General features: G+C 70.4%; 13 protein-coding genes. 8 read left to right on the forward strand and 5 right to left on the reverse strand.

What is annotated here, in order from left to right:
- Positions 1-146 precede the first annotated feature (146 nt).
- The 3 genes from ABZ272_RS07630 (at position 147) to ABZ272_RS07640 (ending at position 3581) form a co-directional block, all read left to right on the forward strand.
- Positions 147-848: an SDR family oxidoreductase gene (locus ABZ272_RS07630; RefSeq protein ID WP_355049064.1), complete on the forward strand. Its 702-nt coding sequence runs from the start codon at positions 147-149 to the stop codon at positions 846-848.
- 102 nt (positions 849-950) lie between these two features.
- Complete coding sequence (locus ABZ272_RS07635; RefSeq protein ID WP_355049065.1) at positions 951-1781, forward strand: M23 family metallopeptidase; 831 nt, start codon at positions 951-953, stop codon at positions 1779-1781.
- Positions 1782-1958: 177 nt separating this feature from the next.
- Positions 1959-3581 carry a serine/threonine-protein kinase gene (locus ABZ272_RS07640; RefSeq protein ID WP_355049066.1) on the forward strand — a complete coding sequence of 541 codons (1623 nt, stop codon included), beginning with the start codon at positions 1959-1961 and terminating at the stop codon, positions 3579-3581.
- An 81-nt stretch (positions 3582-3662) separates the two neighbouring features.
- Here ABZ272_RS07640 and ABZ272_RS07645 read toward each other — a convergent pair whose 3' ends face one another.
- Positions 3663-4550 (reverse strand): helix-turn-helix transcriptional regulator, encoded by an 888-nt coding sequence (locus ABZ272_RS07645; RefSeq protein ID WP_355049067.1) that lies wholly within the window; start codon positions 4548-4550, stop codon positions 3663-3665.
- 124 nt (positions 4551-4674) lie between these two features.
- On the reverse strand, positions 4675-5334 hold the full coding sequence (locus tag ABZ272_RS07650; protein ID WP_355049068.1) for a CGNR zinc finger domain-containing protein: 660 nt from the start codon (positions 5332-5334) through the stop codon (positions 4675-4677).
- A 159-nt stretch (positions 5335-5493) separates the two neighbouring features.
- On the opposite strand from ABZ272_RS07650, the gene ABZ272_RS07655 reads away from it, so the two are divergent.
- Positions 5494-6714, forward strand: a complete 1221-nt coding sequence (locus tag ABZ272_RS07655; RefSeq protein WP_355049069.1) for an MFS transporter — start codon at positions 5494-5496, stop codon at positions 6712-6714.
- Positions 6715-6853: 139 nt separating this feature from the next.
- On the opposite strand, the gene ABZ272_RS07660 is transcribed toward ABZ272_RS07655, so the two are convergent.
- Positions 6854-8260 (reverse strand): glycoside hydrolase family 6 protein, encoded by a 1407-nt coding sequence (locus tag ABZ272_RS07660; RefSeq protein WP_355049070.1) that lies wholly within the window; start codon positions 8258-8260, stop codon positions 6854-6856.
- 327 nt (positions 8261-8587) lie between these two features.
- On the opposite strand from ABZ272_RS07660, the gene ABZ272_RS07665 reads away from it, so the two are divergent.
- Entirely contained in the window at positions 8588-9496 is a 909-nt protein-coding gene (locus tag ABZ272_RS07665; protein ID WP_355049071.1) for an alpha/beta fold hydrolase, read from the forward strand.
- A 110-nt stretch (positions 9497-9606) separates the two neighbouring features.
- On the opposite strand, the gene ABZ272_RS07670 is transcribed toward ABZ272_RS07665, so the two are convergent.
- Together ABZ272_RS07670 and ABZ272_RS07675 are read right to left on the reverse strand one after the other, a co-directional pair.
- On the reverse strand, positions 9607-10839 hold the full coding sequence (locus tag ABZ272_RS07670; protein WP_355049072.1) for a hypothetical protein: 1233 nt from the start codon (positions 10837-10839) through the stop codon (positions 9607-9609).
- Positions 10826-11359, reverse strand: coding sequence for a SigE family RNA polymerase sigma factor (locus ABZ272_RS07675; RefSeq protein WP_355049073.1), 534 nt, complete (start codon positions 11357-11359; stop codon positions 10826-10828). Before ABZ272_RS07675 ends, ABZ272_RS07670 begins: the two co-directional genes overlap by 14 nt.
- A 151-nt stretch (positions 11360-11510) precedes the next feature.
- On the opposite strand from ABZ272_RS07675, the gene ABZ272_RS07680 reads away from it, so the two are divergent.
- The 3 genes from ABZ272_RS07680 to ABZ272_RS07690 all read left to right on the forward strand — a co-directional run bounded on the left by ABZ272_RS07680 (position 11511) and on the right by ABZ272_RS07690 (position 14086).
- Positions 11511-11981, forward strand: coding sequence for a MarR family winged helix-turn-helix transcriptional regulator (locus tag ABZ272_RS07680; RefSeq protein WP_355049074.1), 471 nt, complete (start codon positions 11511-11513; stop codon positions 11979-11981).
- Positions 11982-12143: 162 nt separating this feature from the next.
- Positions 12144-12782: a malonic semialdehyde reductase gene (locus ABZ272_RS07685; protein WP_355049075.1), complete on the forward strand. Its 639-nt coding sequence runs from the start codon at positions 12144-12146 to the stop codon at positions 12780-12782.
- A 62-nt stretch (positions 12783-12844) separates the two neighbouring features.
- The gene (locus ABZ272_RS07690) at positions 12845-14086 is read left to right on the forward strand and encodes a PP2C family protein-serine/threonine phosphatase (RefSeq protein WP_355049076.1); all 1242 of its coding nucleotides are present in this window, start codon (positions 12845-12847) and stop codon (positions 14084-14086) included.

Here is a 14086-nt window from a genome sequence, read left to right on the forward strand (position 1 = left end):
GAATTCCGGTACGTTTTCCCTGCCTGGCGATCGGGACCCGGACGCCTGGCGAGCGGCTTGCCATCGAAGAAGCTGGCCCGATGCGTGAACCGTTGCGCTGCCACCTTCGTCCTTGGGCTGGAAGCTCTCTGCGCCGAGGATTGTGGATGACCCTGCGAGTTCTGGTCGTGGGCGCCACCCAGGGCATCGGCCGCGAGCTGGCGGCCGAGTACGCCGGTCGGGGCGACCAGGTGACGATCACCGGACGGAGCGCCGAGCGGGCCGGGGCCGAGGCGGAGCGGCTGACCGCTGACACCGGTGGTTCGGTCTCCTGCCTCGGGCTTGATCTGTCCCGACCGGAGACGATGGCGGACGCGCTTCGCGACGTCGGTCAGGTGGATCGGCTCGCGATCGCGGGAATGGTCCGGGACAGCAACACGGTGGCGTCGTTCGCGGTTCCGGCGGCAGTGACGCTGGCGACCACGAAGGTCGTCGGCTATGCGGCGGTGGTGGCCGCCCTGCACGACCGATTCGCGCCCGGTGCCGCCGTGTTGTTGTTCGGCGGGATGGCCAAGGACCGGCCGTATCCGGGTTCGACCGTGCTGTCCACCGTCAACGCCGCAATGGTCGGACTGGTGCGCACCCTGAGCGTTGAGCTCGCGCCGGTACGGGTCAACTCGATCCACCCCGGCGCTGTCGTCGACAGCCCCGCCTGGGTGGACAAGCGGGCCCTGCTCGAGCCGCTTCGCCAGCTCTCCCTTACCGGGGAACTGCCGACCATGCAGGACATCGTCGACGGGTGCCTGTCCCTGCTTGAGAACTCGTCGGCGAACGGCGTCAACCTCACCCTTGACGCCGGCCGAGCCTAGGCCGCTGCACCAGGTCGCCCCCGAGAGCAGCGAGGGCGGGTGACCGCCGACTTTGGACACGGTGCCCTTGCCCTCACGGTAGGTGGACCTTAAATTGCATCGATGATCCTCGGCGAGGACTCTCGACCTGACCTTCCCCCGGGCGTGAGCCACGACGGTCCGCGGCCCGAGGACCTTGGCGGCCTCGCCTACCTGCGTGGACTGTCGAGGCGCGGGTTTCTCACGAGCGCCGCGTTGGCGGCATCCGGGTTGTCGTCCGCCTTTGGCCTCCCGCCTGGCTCCGCTCACGCTGCCGGCAGTTACCAGAGGCCGTGCGGGAACGTCCGGATCTCAAGCTCTTGGCAGGATCACCGGAACCGGACGCCTCCATCGGGTGAGCCGGGCACCGACTACGCGGTCGGAACCGGGACCCCCGTCATGGCCGCGGCGAACGGCACGATCCGTTTCGTGAAGACCGACACCTCGACCGCGACCGGACGCGTCGTCGGGATGGCCCACGACGACGGCAATTACACCCGGCACCTGCACCTGTCGAGGATCATCGTCGCTAACGGTCAGCGTGTGTCACGAGGCCAGGCCATCGCGTACACCGGCGCCTCGGCGAACGGCAGTGACTCGGGCGTCGGACCGCACGTGCACACGAGCCTCTGGCTGAACACCGGAAGCCCGACAGACTTCCGCGCGACGGTCGATTTCGAGAGCTACGTCGGGGACGTCACCGCCCCGAACCCGCCCGACCAGGAGGTAGACGAAGTGTTCATCGCGAATGTGAAGGGCAGCTGGTACCTGGTGGTTCCGCAGGGCACCAGCAAGCCGCGGGCGGTGGTCCTCGGCGGCGACAGCAACGCCGCCGCTTCCGGAATCCCCGTCCTGAACTTCAGCTGGGATCCGTCGATCAATGCGCTCAGGGCCGCGGTCGACGGCATCGGCTGATTCGGCCGCTCGCCGCGGTGGCCACACCCGAGACACCCCGGCTCTGCCCGGACGTGGATGGCATCGACGACGTTGGGTAAGCGGACGATAGGCTGCGGTCGGCGTCCGACTGACCTAAGGGGAACGGGTGATAGGCGGAACGGCTCGCGTGGTGGTCGCGGTCTGCGGGCATCGGGCGTGAACGACGGGCTGCGTCCCGGTGACCCGGCCCGCCTCGGCGGATACGACGTGTTGGACCGGCTCGGCGACGGTGGCATGGGAACTGTCTTCCTGGCCCGCTCGCCACAGGGACGGCGGGTGGCGGTCAAGGTCGTCCGTCCGGAACTCTCGCACGACGAGGAGTTCCGGGGCCGATTCCGTAGCGAGGTGAACCGCGCGCGCCAGGTCCCACCGTTCTGCACCGCCGAGGTCCTGGACGCCGACCCGGACCACGAACCGCCGTATCTGGTGGTCGAGTACGTCGAGGGCCCCAGCCTGGCCCAGGTGCTCCGGGAGCGGGGGCCGCTGGGGGCGGCGCAGCTACACAGCATCGCGGTCGGGGTGGCTACCGCGCTCACCGCCATCCACAGCGCCGGGGTCATCCACCGGGACCTGAAGCCGGCGAACGTCCTGGTGGCGCCGGGCGGAATCAAGGTCATCGACTTCGGTATCGCCCGAGCGTTCGAGGCGACGAGCCAGCACACCCGGACGAACCAGATGGTGGGAACCGTCTCGTACATGGCTCCCGAGCGGTTGGACACCGCGTCTGGTCATCCGGTGGGCCCGGCTGCGGACATCTTCGCCTGGGGTGCCCTGGTCGCCCATGCCGCGACCGGCCGCAACCCGTTCGGGGGCGACTCGGCTACCGCCACCGCGATGCGGATCCTGACTCAACCGCCGGATCTGACCGGGCTCGATGGGCCGCTGCGGGAGTTGGTCTCCCGGGCGTTGGAGAAGGATCCCGCTGCCCGTCCCACCGCCCGCGACCTGCTCGATGGGTTGTTGACGGCAGGGTACGCGGGAGCTGCTGGAGAGTCGGCCCACCTTCCGGGCGCGGCACCGGCGGCGAGTGTGCCGGCGGCCGCGGGTGGCGCTGACCAGGACGGGCGGTCGGTGCCACCGGGCCTCGCCGCCGCCGGTCGCCGGGGCTGGGGCCGGCGTCGCTGGCTCACTGCGGGGGGAGCAGCCGCGGCGGTGATCGCGGTGTTGGTGTCCGCCGCCCTGTTCGGCCCGCGACTGCTCGACGGCGGGTCCGAACCGGATCACGTTGGCTCGACGTCGACCGGCAGCCCGGCGGCGAGCGCACCGGCGGCGACCACCGCGTCCACGGCCACCTCGGGCACGCCCACCCCGTCAGCGTCGAGGAGCACCGACCCGACCCAAGCGATACTCACCGGTCAGCGGCGAATCCTGCTGCACCTGGTGGAGATCGACCGTGACCTGAAGCTGCCGTTCCACGGCGAGCTCGAGACGGGCGACGGCACCGGCAAGGATGCGCTCTTCGTGCTTGAGCCGGTCGGCGTCGACTTCATGATCAAGTCATTGAATCCGGACATCGCCCACCGACCGTGCCTCGGGGTCAAGATCGATTCAAAGCAGTACGCGTCGCTGGTGGGAGCCGAGTGTTACGCCTCCGCCGCAACCGTGTTCGCGCTGTCCCGGGAGGGCAAGGACGACAAGGGACGCACCTCCTACTCGATCATTAGCGACGAGTACGGGGTGGTGCAGTGGAGCCCGACGAAGAAGGCGATCTACGTCGAGCATCTCGGTGACGCCCCGATCGACACGACGTTCAGCCTGGTCGACCGGGGCGCGGCCTGACCGACGGGGACGGATCGGCGGCGCGGCGGGGTGGTGGACGCGATACCGTCGGAGCACCTCTTGTCGGCCGGTGGGGTGGTGTCAGTCGCGCAGGGCAGCCGGCTGGACAGCGCCGGCACGGGTGGTGACGGCACCGTGCACGAGCAACGTCATCGCGGCGTGGGATGCGGAGCCGGGCTCGGTGGTGGCGACCACGACGGTCTGGCCGTCCTCGGTACGCAGGGTCTGCTGCGTAACGTCCATCGCGCCGACCAGCGGGTGACGCATCTGGTAGACGGTGTCGCCGCCGGCCTTCACCCGGTGGTCGGCCCACCGGGTGGCGAACTCCGGACTCCGTACCGTCAGCTCGCCGACCAGCGCGGCCATCAGCGGATCGTCCGGGTGCTGCCCGGAGGCCATCCGGAGCGTCGCCACCACGGCGCGGGCCTTGGTGGGCCAGTCCGCATACAGGTCGCGGGTGTGGGCGTCCAGGAACACCAGCCGCGCCATGTTCACGTACTGGCCCGGCCGCTCGGGGATCTCCCGAGGCAGGTGGCCGGCGAAGAGGGCATGGCCTGCGGTGTTCCAGGCCAGCACGTCGGCCCGGCGGCCGAGCACCACCACCGGTACGTCCCCGAGCACCGCGACGAGCTGGCGGACCGCTGGGCTCACCCGCTCCGGGGGCAGGCGACGCGCGGCGGGCCGGCGGCGGGTTCCCGCCGCGAGCTCGCCGAGGTGGCGGCGTTCCGCGTCGTCGAGCCGCAGCGCCCGGGCGAGCGCGTCGAGCACCTCAGGAGAGGCGTTCACCGCCTGGCCCTGCTCCAACCGGGAGTAGTACGAAACGCTCACTCCCGCCAACAGGGCCAGTTCCTCCCGGCGTAGTCCGCGAACGCGCCGCCGCTCACCGTACGTCGGCACGCCAGTGTCCTCCGGGCGCAGCTGAGAGCGCCGGGCCTGGAGGAAGTCGCCGAGCTGTCCTCTCGCGTTCATGACTCGAAGTATTGCCAGCCCTGCCTGCGCCAACCACTCCCTGGCAGTGGTAGGCACCGCATGGCGAGGCCGACCAAAGGGCCGCGCAGCTGCGGCGCACGGCCCGTCGAACGTCGACCGATGCCTACGAGGGCGAGGATCGGGCTGCCCGGCGGCGCTCGGTGAGCCGTCGCGCCTTCACCACGTTGCCGCAGTCAGCCATGCGGCACCAGCGACGGGAACCGTTGCGGCTCTGGTCGAGGAACAACCAGCCACAGCCACCCTCAGGCACCGGGCAGCGGCGCACCCGGGTCAGATCGGCGGTCAGCATGATGTCGAAGGCGGCCTCGGCGGTCCGGTCGGGCACCAACATGGCGGGCACCGTGCCGTAGGCCAGCCGCACCTGCGACGAGCCGAGCACCAATCTCGCGCGCGCGGCCGCGCCCGACCAACGCTCGTGCAGTCCGACCAGCGCGGCACCGGCCGCGACGGTGTCACCGGCCGCGAGGGTGTCATCGTCCGCGTCGGTGTTGACCGCGAGCAGCACGAGGTGGAGCCCTTCACGGATGTCCCGCACGGCGGTGAGCCCCGCGTGCGCCGCCGCCGGCTCGTCGTACCACGCCCGGGCGACCTGGTCGGCCTCCGCGTCGCTGATCATCCCCACCCGGACCGACCAGCTCAGCAGGGCGGGGCTGTCGGACAGGAAGTCGTGCGGCGGCGAGTTGCCGCCTCGTTCGAGGGTGTTGACCAGGTCGAGCGCCGGGTGCCCGCCGACCAACGGTAGCTCGGACACATTGAGGGGCATACCGATGAGGCTACCACCTATACAGATTAGGACGGTTGCCCTACATGCGGCACCGCTCTCTCGCCCTGCGACAACAGAGAGCATCTATGGCTTCACGCTACCGTCTAATCATGGTTAGGTGGAATCACATAACGACCTCTGAGGATTGGGAGGTAGCCGATGGCGCATCCTCGACGCGCGGTCCATGCCCTCGTCGCCTTGTCCGCCGCCACGTTCTGTTACGTCACCACCGAGGTCCTGCCGATCGGGTTGCTCACGCTGATCGCGCCAGACCTGGGACGCTCCAGGTCCGAGGCCGGCCTGCTGGTGACCGGGTACGCCGTCGTGGTCACGATCGTGGCCCTGCCGCTGACCCGGGTCACCCGGCGAGTGCCACGGCGTCCACTACTCGCCGGCACCCTGGGTGTCTTCGCCGCCGCGACGACCGTGTCGGCCTTCGCCGACTCCTACGAGGTGCTCCTCGCCGCACGACTGGTGTCCGCCACCACCAACGGCGTCTTCTGGGCAGTGGTGTTTCCCGTAGCGATCTCGATGTTTCCGGCGAACGTTCGAGGCCGCGTCGTGGCTCGACTCTCGATCGGTAACGCGCTCGGGCCGGTCCTGGGCGTACCGCTGGGCACCTGGCTGGGCGGGGAGTTCGGGTGGCGGGCCGCCTTCGCCGCGATGGCCGTCCTCGGCTTCGCCATCTGCCTTGCGATCACCCTGCTCCTACCGCGTGTCACACCGCGACAGAGTGCGGGAGACATCGGGTCGATGCCGGACCGTCAGCGCTTCGTCGTGCTCCTCGTCGCCACCGTTTTCGCGGTCACCGGCGCCATGGGCGCCTTCACGTACATGACCGTCTTCCTCCTCGACGTGAGCGGATTCGCCACTGCGTCCCTAGGCTTGCTGCTCTTCGTTCAAGGCTCGTTCGGCGTCGTCGGCACCTGGGCGGTCGGCCGGGTCCTGGACCGGTTTCCGCTCGGTGTCGTGCTGGGGCTGCTCGGGCTCCTCACCGCCGCGATGCTCGGCCTCTATGGGATCGGCGCGAGCAAGGTGGCGGCGATCCCGTTGCTCGCCGTGGCGGGGATGTCGTTCAGTTCACTGATCGCGGGGATCCAGCACCGCATCATGCAGGTCGCCCCGTCGACCACCGACATGGCGTCGGCCAGCCTCAGCGTCGCGTTCAACGTCGGCCTCGCGGCGGGCTCGCTCATCGGAGCGGGCCTGCTCGCGACGGCCGGAGTGCGCGTCGTCCCGTTGTTCGGTGGCCTGCTGACGGCCGTCGCGTTGGCGTTGCTCGCCGGCCACGAGATGTCCCGTGGGCGAAGACGAGCGAACGGAACGGCCCGTCGCGGTCCCGACCCGCGACCGATCGGACAGTCCGCAGCTCATGCTTGAGTCCCGGGCAGCGAGCCGCCGTACGGTGCCGATCGCTGAATCGTCCCTCCGCCGCTGGCCGGTCCGGCCCCCGTACCCCCGATGGTGCCGGCCCGGCGCGGAGGTGGTCCTCCGCGCCGGGCCGTGACTTCGGTTGGGGTCAGGCGGCCGCGCAGCTGGCCGTCGCGCCCGGGCCGGTGCCGGTGCCCTGGAAGCCGAAGTTGGTCGACTGCCCGGCGCCCACGCGTCCGTTATAGCTCACGTTGGTGTACCGGACGGTACCGCTCGTGCCGCTGGCCTGCGCGTTCCAGACACCGGTGACCGCCGCGCCGCTGGGCAGCGTGATGGTCACCGTCCAGCCGTTGATGTCCGCGGAACCGGCGGTGACCGTCACGCTTGCCGTGAAGCCACCGGACCACTGGTTGAGCGCCACCGACGCGGAGCAGCCGTTACCGGTCGGCGGCGGCGTGGTGGGCGGGGGCGTGGTGGGCGGCGGGGTCGTCGGCGGAGGCGTGGTCGGGGGCGGCGTGGTCGGCGGGGCGGACGTCGGCGGCGGGGTCGTCGGCGGGGCCGTCGTGGGCGGGTTGGGCACGCCGTTGGCCAGGCTGTAGGCCAGGTCGGGCTGGAACGAACCGGCGGTGTAGCGGCAGCCGTCCGCCTCGCCCGGAGGCTTCACCCAGAGGTACGCGTCGATGTTGCTGTCGCCGGTGTTCGTCGTCGGGTACATACCGATACGCCGGTCGGTGTTGTCGTCGCCGCACCAGTCTCCGCTGGCGCCACCGTTGCGGCTGGTGTCGATCACCTGGCGCTTGCCCGAGATGCCCATGCCGTTGAGGGAGGAGATCACCGCTCGACCGAAGTTGGCCTCGCTGGAGGTCGAGTTGTAGTTCGACACGTTGCTGAAGAAGCCGTCGGCGTACTGCACGCCGGCGGCCCGCAGCCGGTTGGCCGTCTCACCCGCGCTGTTCCAGGTGGAATGGCCGGCATCGAGGTAGACCTTGGCGTTGGGGTTGGCCGACTTCAGGGTGCGGGTGGCCGTCGAGATTGCCTGGCTGCGGGCGTTGATCTCGCTGCTGTTCAGGCAGGTCAGCAGGGCGAGCGAGTCGGTCTCCAGGATGATGATGACCGTCTGGTTGCCCAGTCCCCGCGAGAAGTTGGACACCCAGGTCTGGTACTGGTTGAGGTCCGGCGCCCCACCGGCGCTGGCCCCGCCGCAGTCCCGGTTGGGGATCTGGTAGATCGCGAGCACCGGGATCTGCTGCGCGGCGTTGGCGGCGCCCACGTAGGCGGCGGCTTCGGACTGCGCCGTCGAGATGTTGAAGTTGGCGAACCAGCGGGCTTGCGGCTGGCTCGCGATCTTGTCGCGGATGACGGCGGCGCGCGAGTCACCGGGGTTGGCGGCGACCCAGCGTACGACCGCCGAACTCGGGTCGCGGTAGAGCGGCCCGGAGATCGTGCCGGCAGACGCGCTGCTGACGGCGAGGCATACGCCGGCGGCGGCAGCGCCCGCGACCGCGGCCACGCTGAGGGCCGTGGATCTGCGTCGCCGGAGGGAGAGGATAGCCACGTCGTGTTTCCTCCTGATCACATCGATGTATCTAAGTTCATGGGAGCGTTCCCATGAAGGTAGCGGAGGCGCGCGCCGCTGCCAAGGTGCGCGAAACTTCCGGTCGTACGACCACCCGCTCGCGTTCCTCGACGACACCCCGGCTATCATTCATAGCCTTTTGGCTAACGGTATTAGCAAAAGCGGTCAAGCGACTCACCAGCCGGGACCAGCGGCGGCAGCCAACCAGCCCCGCCTTGTTGGCGGAACATTGTTCCGCTACGGTTAGCGGAACAGCGTTCCGCTAAATCACGGCAGACCGACCTCACGCAGAGGAAGCACCGCACCATGCATACCGAACAGGCCACACAGCGACTCGTCGCGATCAAGCCCATCCGAGTGCCCAGCGAGGGACGCGGCATCGACCTACCGGTCAAGGTCACCGCGCCGGAGTCCGGCCGGGACCTCCCGCTGATCGTCTTCTCGCACGGCAACGCCTGGTCGATGGATGGCTACGAACCGCTCGTCGACCGCTGGGCGGCGGCCGGCTTCGTCGTCGTCCAGCCGACCCACCTCGACTCCCGGCGCAACGGCATCGGGTTCGACGACCCACGGTTCGGCACGATCTGGCGCGTACGGATCGCCGACCTGCACGCGATCCTCGACAACCTCGGGGACATCCTCGACCAGGCGGGCCTGCGCGGCCGCGTCGACGAGGGGCGGGTAGCCGCCGTCGGGCACTCCTGGGGCGGCCAGACGGTCGGCACCCTCCTGGGCGCTCGCGTGCTCGACGCCGACGGCACACCGGGCGAGGACTTCTCGCACCACGCGGTCAGGGCCGGGGTCCTCATCGCGGCGACCGGCACCGGCGACAGCCTCACCCCGTTCGCGGCCGAGCACCTGCCATTCATGCGACCTGACTACTCCACCATGACCACGCAGACCCTCGTCATCACCGGTGGTGAGGACAAATCGGCGATGTCAACCCGCGGGCCGGACTGGTTCACCGACGCCTATCACCTGAGCCCCTCGCCCAAGAGCATGCTGACCATCGCCGAAGGTCAGCACACCCTCGGTGGCATCGCCGGTGAGAGTGTCGCCGAGACCACCGACGAGGACCCGGCGCGCGTGGCGCTCGTCGCCGACGCCGTCTCCGCGTACCTCCTGGATGTTCTCGGGCTCGACGGCGGCGCCTGGAAGGACCTCGGCGAGCGCGCGGCGAACAGCAACGGCGCGTACCGCGTCGAACACCGGTAGGAGCTGCCCAGGCCGAAGCCCGGGACGTACCGAACGCCTGATACGAGCCGAACCCGGCGGTGACCGCATCCGGGCGTGCGGTCACCGCCGGGGGCGCAGCGGAACAACGGCTACGGACGAAGGGCCGTCGCGGCGGGGGTCCAGGTCGACTCGTTGCGGACGTCAGCCACCGTGATCCCCCTGGCGATCTTTTGCAGCTCGGCCCGGGGCAGCTGGGCACCGAGACCCGCGGAGCTGACCTGGAGGACGACCCTGCCGTCGGCGCTCCAGATGTTGCAGAAGCCACCGTCGGCGTTCCGGCCGCTCGCTTCGGACGCGCCGTAGCACCTGGTGGCACCGGGCTCGGGCGACTGGTTCGAGCTGGTGTTCGGGGTGACGAAGATGTGGAACCCGTTCTCGATGCCGTCCTCGGCCGAGTCGTAGGGCGCGGTCAGACCCGAGGTGCGCGCGGCGGGCTTGGTGTACGTCGCGCCTCCGTAGTCACCGGCGCGGGCCGCCGCGACGCCGTTGAGGCCGGGCATGGCGTGCGTGCCGATCTGCAGCGGCTGGTAGCCGGCCGGAACGTAGCCCACCGTGAACGGCACCAGGGCCGGCGTCGGCCGGCTGGGCTTCAGCCCCTCGACCAGGCCGCCCAGGTCCTCGAAGCTCGGCGTGGCCTCGTCCGAGGAGACCGACGTGACAACGGCCCAGGCGTTGTCGGTGTACTCCCAGGCGAACAGCTTGTTGCGCGTGTCCGACTCGTTGCGCGGGTCGAGGCCGACCGGCAGGGTCGCCCGCAGGGCCTTGCGCCCCGCCACGGTGACGCTCGTGCCGCCCTTGATGCCGGTGGCGTCGAAGGCGCCCGGTCGGTAGACGGTCAGGTATGCCCACAGGTTCGGCTTGTCGTCGCCGGCCCCCTTCTTGCTCTCCATCTCGGTGCCGACGCCCGGGGAATCGGCCCCCTCCTCGCTCACCGGCCGGTCGTTCGAGTCGTGACCGTCGGAGTAGACGGAAGCGATCTGGTACGCGGTGGACGCGACGATCGGGTCCTGCACGTGCAGCGTGCCGGCGTCGTACCCGCTGAAGGTGAAGGTGAACGGCTCGGCGTCGGACCACGCAACCTGGCCGGGCTTGGACGTCGTCACGCCGGCCGGGGCCGGCGTGGTCTTCTCTTCGGCGCTGAGGGCGGGCAGGACGAGCACGCCGGCGACCGCGACCGCGACCAGGCCCGCCGCGCCGGCCGACGCGAACCCCGCGCGGCGACGCCGCTCGGCCCGCCGCCCCAACGCGATGATGTCGTCGACGGTACGGGCCATCGGCGGCTCGTCACTCGTCACCGTGTCCACCAGGTCACGCAACTGCATTGGTCCACTCCTCCATCGGCTTCCCGGTGAGATTGACGCGTTCGCCGGCGAGTGACTCGCGCAGCTTCGCCAGGCCCCGCGAGGCCTGGCTCTTGGCCGCGCCGACCGTGCAGTTGAGGACGCCCGCCGTGTCCTCCAGACTCAGACCCAGGTAGTGCCGGAGCACGACCGCGGCCCGCTGCCGGGCCGGCACCGCGTCGAGCGCCACCCGCAGGCGCATCCGCTCGTCGGTCGCGGCGGCCGGATCCCGCACCACCACGTCCGGCATGGCGTCACCGGTCGGTCGCTCGCGCCGCCACGGCCGACGGGTCTCGTCGATCGCGGCCCGGTAGACCATGGTCTTGACGTACAGATCGGGTCGGTCCAGGTTGCGCCACCGCGGGTAGAGCTTGACCAGCGCGTTGGCGACGGCGTCCTCCGCCGTGTGCCAGTCGCCGCAGGTCACGTACGCCAGCTTGCGCAGTGACGCCATCTCTGACGTCACAAACTCGCGGAATGCCTGCTCGTCTTCGGCTTTCACGTCGACTGCCTCCTCGTGACGGAGGTAGAACGGAACCGGCGTACCGGGAAGTTGCACCGGCCGGACAAGTAGTTGTGTGACTACCGAGCGATGAGCCCGGGTCCGCATCGACGGAGTGGTTCACGGATCAACCACTGGTAGATTTGCGGCCGTGACGGAGCCGCGCTGGCTGGACGAGCAGGAGCAGCGGGCGTGGCGTGGGCTCATGGCGACCCAGGAAGGCCTGTCGGCCTTCATCGACCGCCAGCTCCGTACCCGTTGCGGCCTCTCGCACGCCGACTACCAGGTGCTGGCCCACCTCTCGGAGGCCCCGGAGGGGCGGCTGCGGTCGTTCGAGCTGGGCGACCGCCTGCGGTGGGAGAAGAGCCGGCTGTCCCAACACCTGTCGCGCATGCAGAGTCGCGGCCTGGTGACGCGTGAACGCTCGCAGGCCGACCAGCGGGGCGCGGTCGTCACCGTCACCGCCGCTGGCCGGGAGCTGATCGCCGCCGCGGCCCGGCAACACGTGGCGGACGCTCGGGACGCCGTGGTCGACCAGCTCACCCAGGCGGAGCTGCGGACGCTGATCACGATCACCGACAAGGTACGTCGACGGCTCGCCGCCCTGGACGCCGCCAGCTAGCGCCGACCTCCCACCGCCGGCCCTGGTTCATCTGGGGCCGGTTTTCCGTGCTCCTGGCACCGCCATGCGGCGCAGCTCACACCTCCACCCGGCCGGATTGGTTGATGCGTTAACTATCTCGCCCTAGGCTTTGGTTCACACATTAACCAAAGCGAGGCAGTCATGACTCTTGATCACACCGGCGCCAGGGCCGAGGCCCACGGCCACCCGCTCGGCGCGCTGGACGCGACCGCGAAGCGCCTGCTCTTCACGGGCGCCCGCACCGCCAACACCTTCGCCGAGACCCCCGTCTCGGACGCGGAACTGACCGCGATCTGGGAGCTGACCAGATGGGCACCGACCTCGGCCAACACCCAACCCCTCCGGGTGCTGTACGTACGCAGGGGTGTCGGACGCGATCGACTCGTCACGCACATGAACGACGGCAACCGGGCAAAGACGGCCTCGGCGCCCGCGGTCGCCGTACTGGCCATGGACGATCGGTTCCACGAACACATTCCGACCGTCCTGCCGTACAAACCGGAGCTCAGGGACGTCTTCGCCGCGAACGACGCCCTGCGTGCGGGGGCCGCCTCGTTCAACGCGACCCTGCAGGCCGGCTACTTCATCCTCGCCGTCCGCGCGCAGGGGCTCGCCGCCGGTCCGATGGGCGGCTTCGACGCCGCCGGCATCGACGCCGACTTCTTCCCGGACGGCCGCTTCCACTCGATCCTGGTGGTCAACATCGGACACCCCGGCAAGGACCCCTGGTACGCCCGACTGCCCCGACTCGGGCATGACGAGGTGGTGCGCTGGGCCTGAACGGCACCTCGCGGGCCGAGGCAGCACACCCGGCCCGGCGAGCGGTTGCTTATGCTCGACGGGTGGACGAGCGAGGGCAGGCGGTGCTGACCGGGGTGTTGCAGGCGGCCGAGGACGCCGCCCCCGTGGAGGCGGTCGAGGCGGTCACGGGCACCATCGCCGCGGCGCTGCACGCGTCACGTGTCTCGCTGCTGATCGCGGACCTCAGCGGTCGCGCGCTGGTCCGACTGACCCACCAACCGACCCCCGGCGGCCGCGGCCGTCGCCAGAACGAGGAGGCCGCCGAGGTCCTGCCGTTCGACGGCGGCCCCCACGAGCAGGTCCTTCGTCAGCAGAGCACCCGGGTGATCCCGGGCGACGGCCGGTGGACCGTGCTGGCGCCGGTCACCGAACGCGGCGAGGCCATCGGTCTGCTGGAGATCGCCCTTCCGCAGCAGCCGGACGAGTCGGTGATCGCCCAGATCGCCCGGACCGCGCACGCGCTGGCGTTCGTGGTCATCGCCAACCGCCGGCACACCGACCTGTTCGAGTGGGGTCAGCGCAGCAGCCCGTTCACTCTCTCGGCGGAGATCCAGCGCCGGCTGCTGCCCGCCGCGTTCACCTGCGAGGCCGGCGCCTTCGCGCTGTCCGGTTGGCTTGAACCGGCGGCCAGTGTCGGTGGGGACACCTTCGACTACAGCCTCGCCCGGGACCTGCTGCACGTCAGCGTCACCGACGCGATGGGGCACGGGGTGGCCAGCGCGCTGACCGCCACCCTCGGGGTGGGCAGCCTGCGGAACACCCGCCGTCGTGGCGACAGCCTCGTCGCGCAGGCCGACCAGGCCAGCCGGGCCGTCGCCGAGCACGCCAACGTGCCCGGCGCGTACGTGACCGCCGTACTCGGCCGGCTGGACCTGCGTACCAGTCGCTGCGAACTGCTCAACGCCGGGCACGTCCCGCCGCTGCTGGTCCGGGGCGGCCGGGTCGTACCGGTGGAGCTGCCCAGCAACTTCCCGCTGGGCATGTTCCCCGAGGAGCGCTACCGCAGCGGGGAGATCTCCCTACTCCCCGGCGACCGGTTGGTGATCGTCACCGACGGGATGCGCGAACGCAACGCCGCCGATCTGGACCTGGGCGCGGCGCTGCTCGAGATCGCCCACCTGCACCCGCGCGAGGCGGTCCGGGCGCTCTCGGACAAGGTGCTGGCGACGGCCGGCCCAGTGCTGGCCGACGACGCGACCCTGCTCGTCATCGACTGGTACGGCGGCCACGGGCCACGTCGTACCGCCGCCGGCGCTGGCATCGACCGCGCCAGCACCCATTGA

It is taken from the genome of Micromonospora sp. NPDC005979 (assembly GCF_040614415.1).
GTDB lineage: Bacteria > Actinomycetota > Actinomycetes > Mycobacteriales > Micromonosporaceae > Micromonospora.

What these genes read in the sequence shown, in the direction of transcription:
- ABZ272_RS07685 (WP_355049075.1), top strand. Translation starts at nt 12,144, where the DNA reads ATGACTCTTGATCACACCGGCGCCAGGGCCGAGGCCCACGGCCACCCG.
- ABZ272_RS07665 (WP_355049071.1), top strand. Translation starts at nt 8,588, where the DNA reads ATGCATACCGAACAGGCCACACAGCGACTCGTCGCGATCAAGCCCATC.
- ABZ272_RS07655 (WP_355049069.1), top strand. Translation starts at nt 5,494, where the DNA reads ATGGCGCATCCTCGACGCGCGGTCCATGCCCTCGTCGCCTTGTCCGCC.
- ABZ272_RS07645 (WP_355049067.1), bottom strand. Translation starts at nt 4,550, where the DNA reads ATGAACGCGAGAGGACAGCTCGGCGACTTCCTCCAGGCCCGGCGCTCT.
- ABZ272_RS07650 (WP_355049068.1), bottom strand. Translation starts at nt 5,334, where the DNA reads ATGCCCCTCAATGTGTCCGAGCTACCGTTGGTCGGCGGGCACCCGGCG.
- ABZ272_RS07635 (WP_355049065.1), top strand. Translation starts at nt 951, where the DNA reads ATGATCCTCGGCGAGGACTCTCGACCTGACCTTCCCCCGGGCGTGAGC.
- ABZ272_RS07670 (WP_355049072.1), bottom strand. Translation starts at nt 10,839, where the DNA reads ATGCAGTTGCGTGACCTGGTGGACACGGTGACGAGTGACGAGCCGCCG.
- ABZ272_RS07630 (WP_355049064.1), top strand. Translation starts at nt 147, where the DNA reads ATGACCCTGCGAGTTCTGGTCGTGGGCGCCACCCAGGGCATCGGCCGC.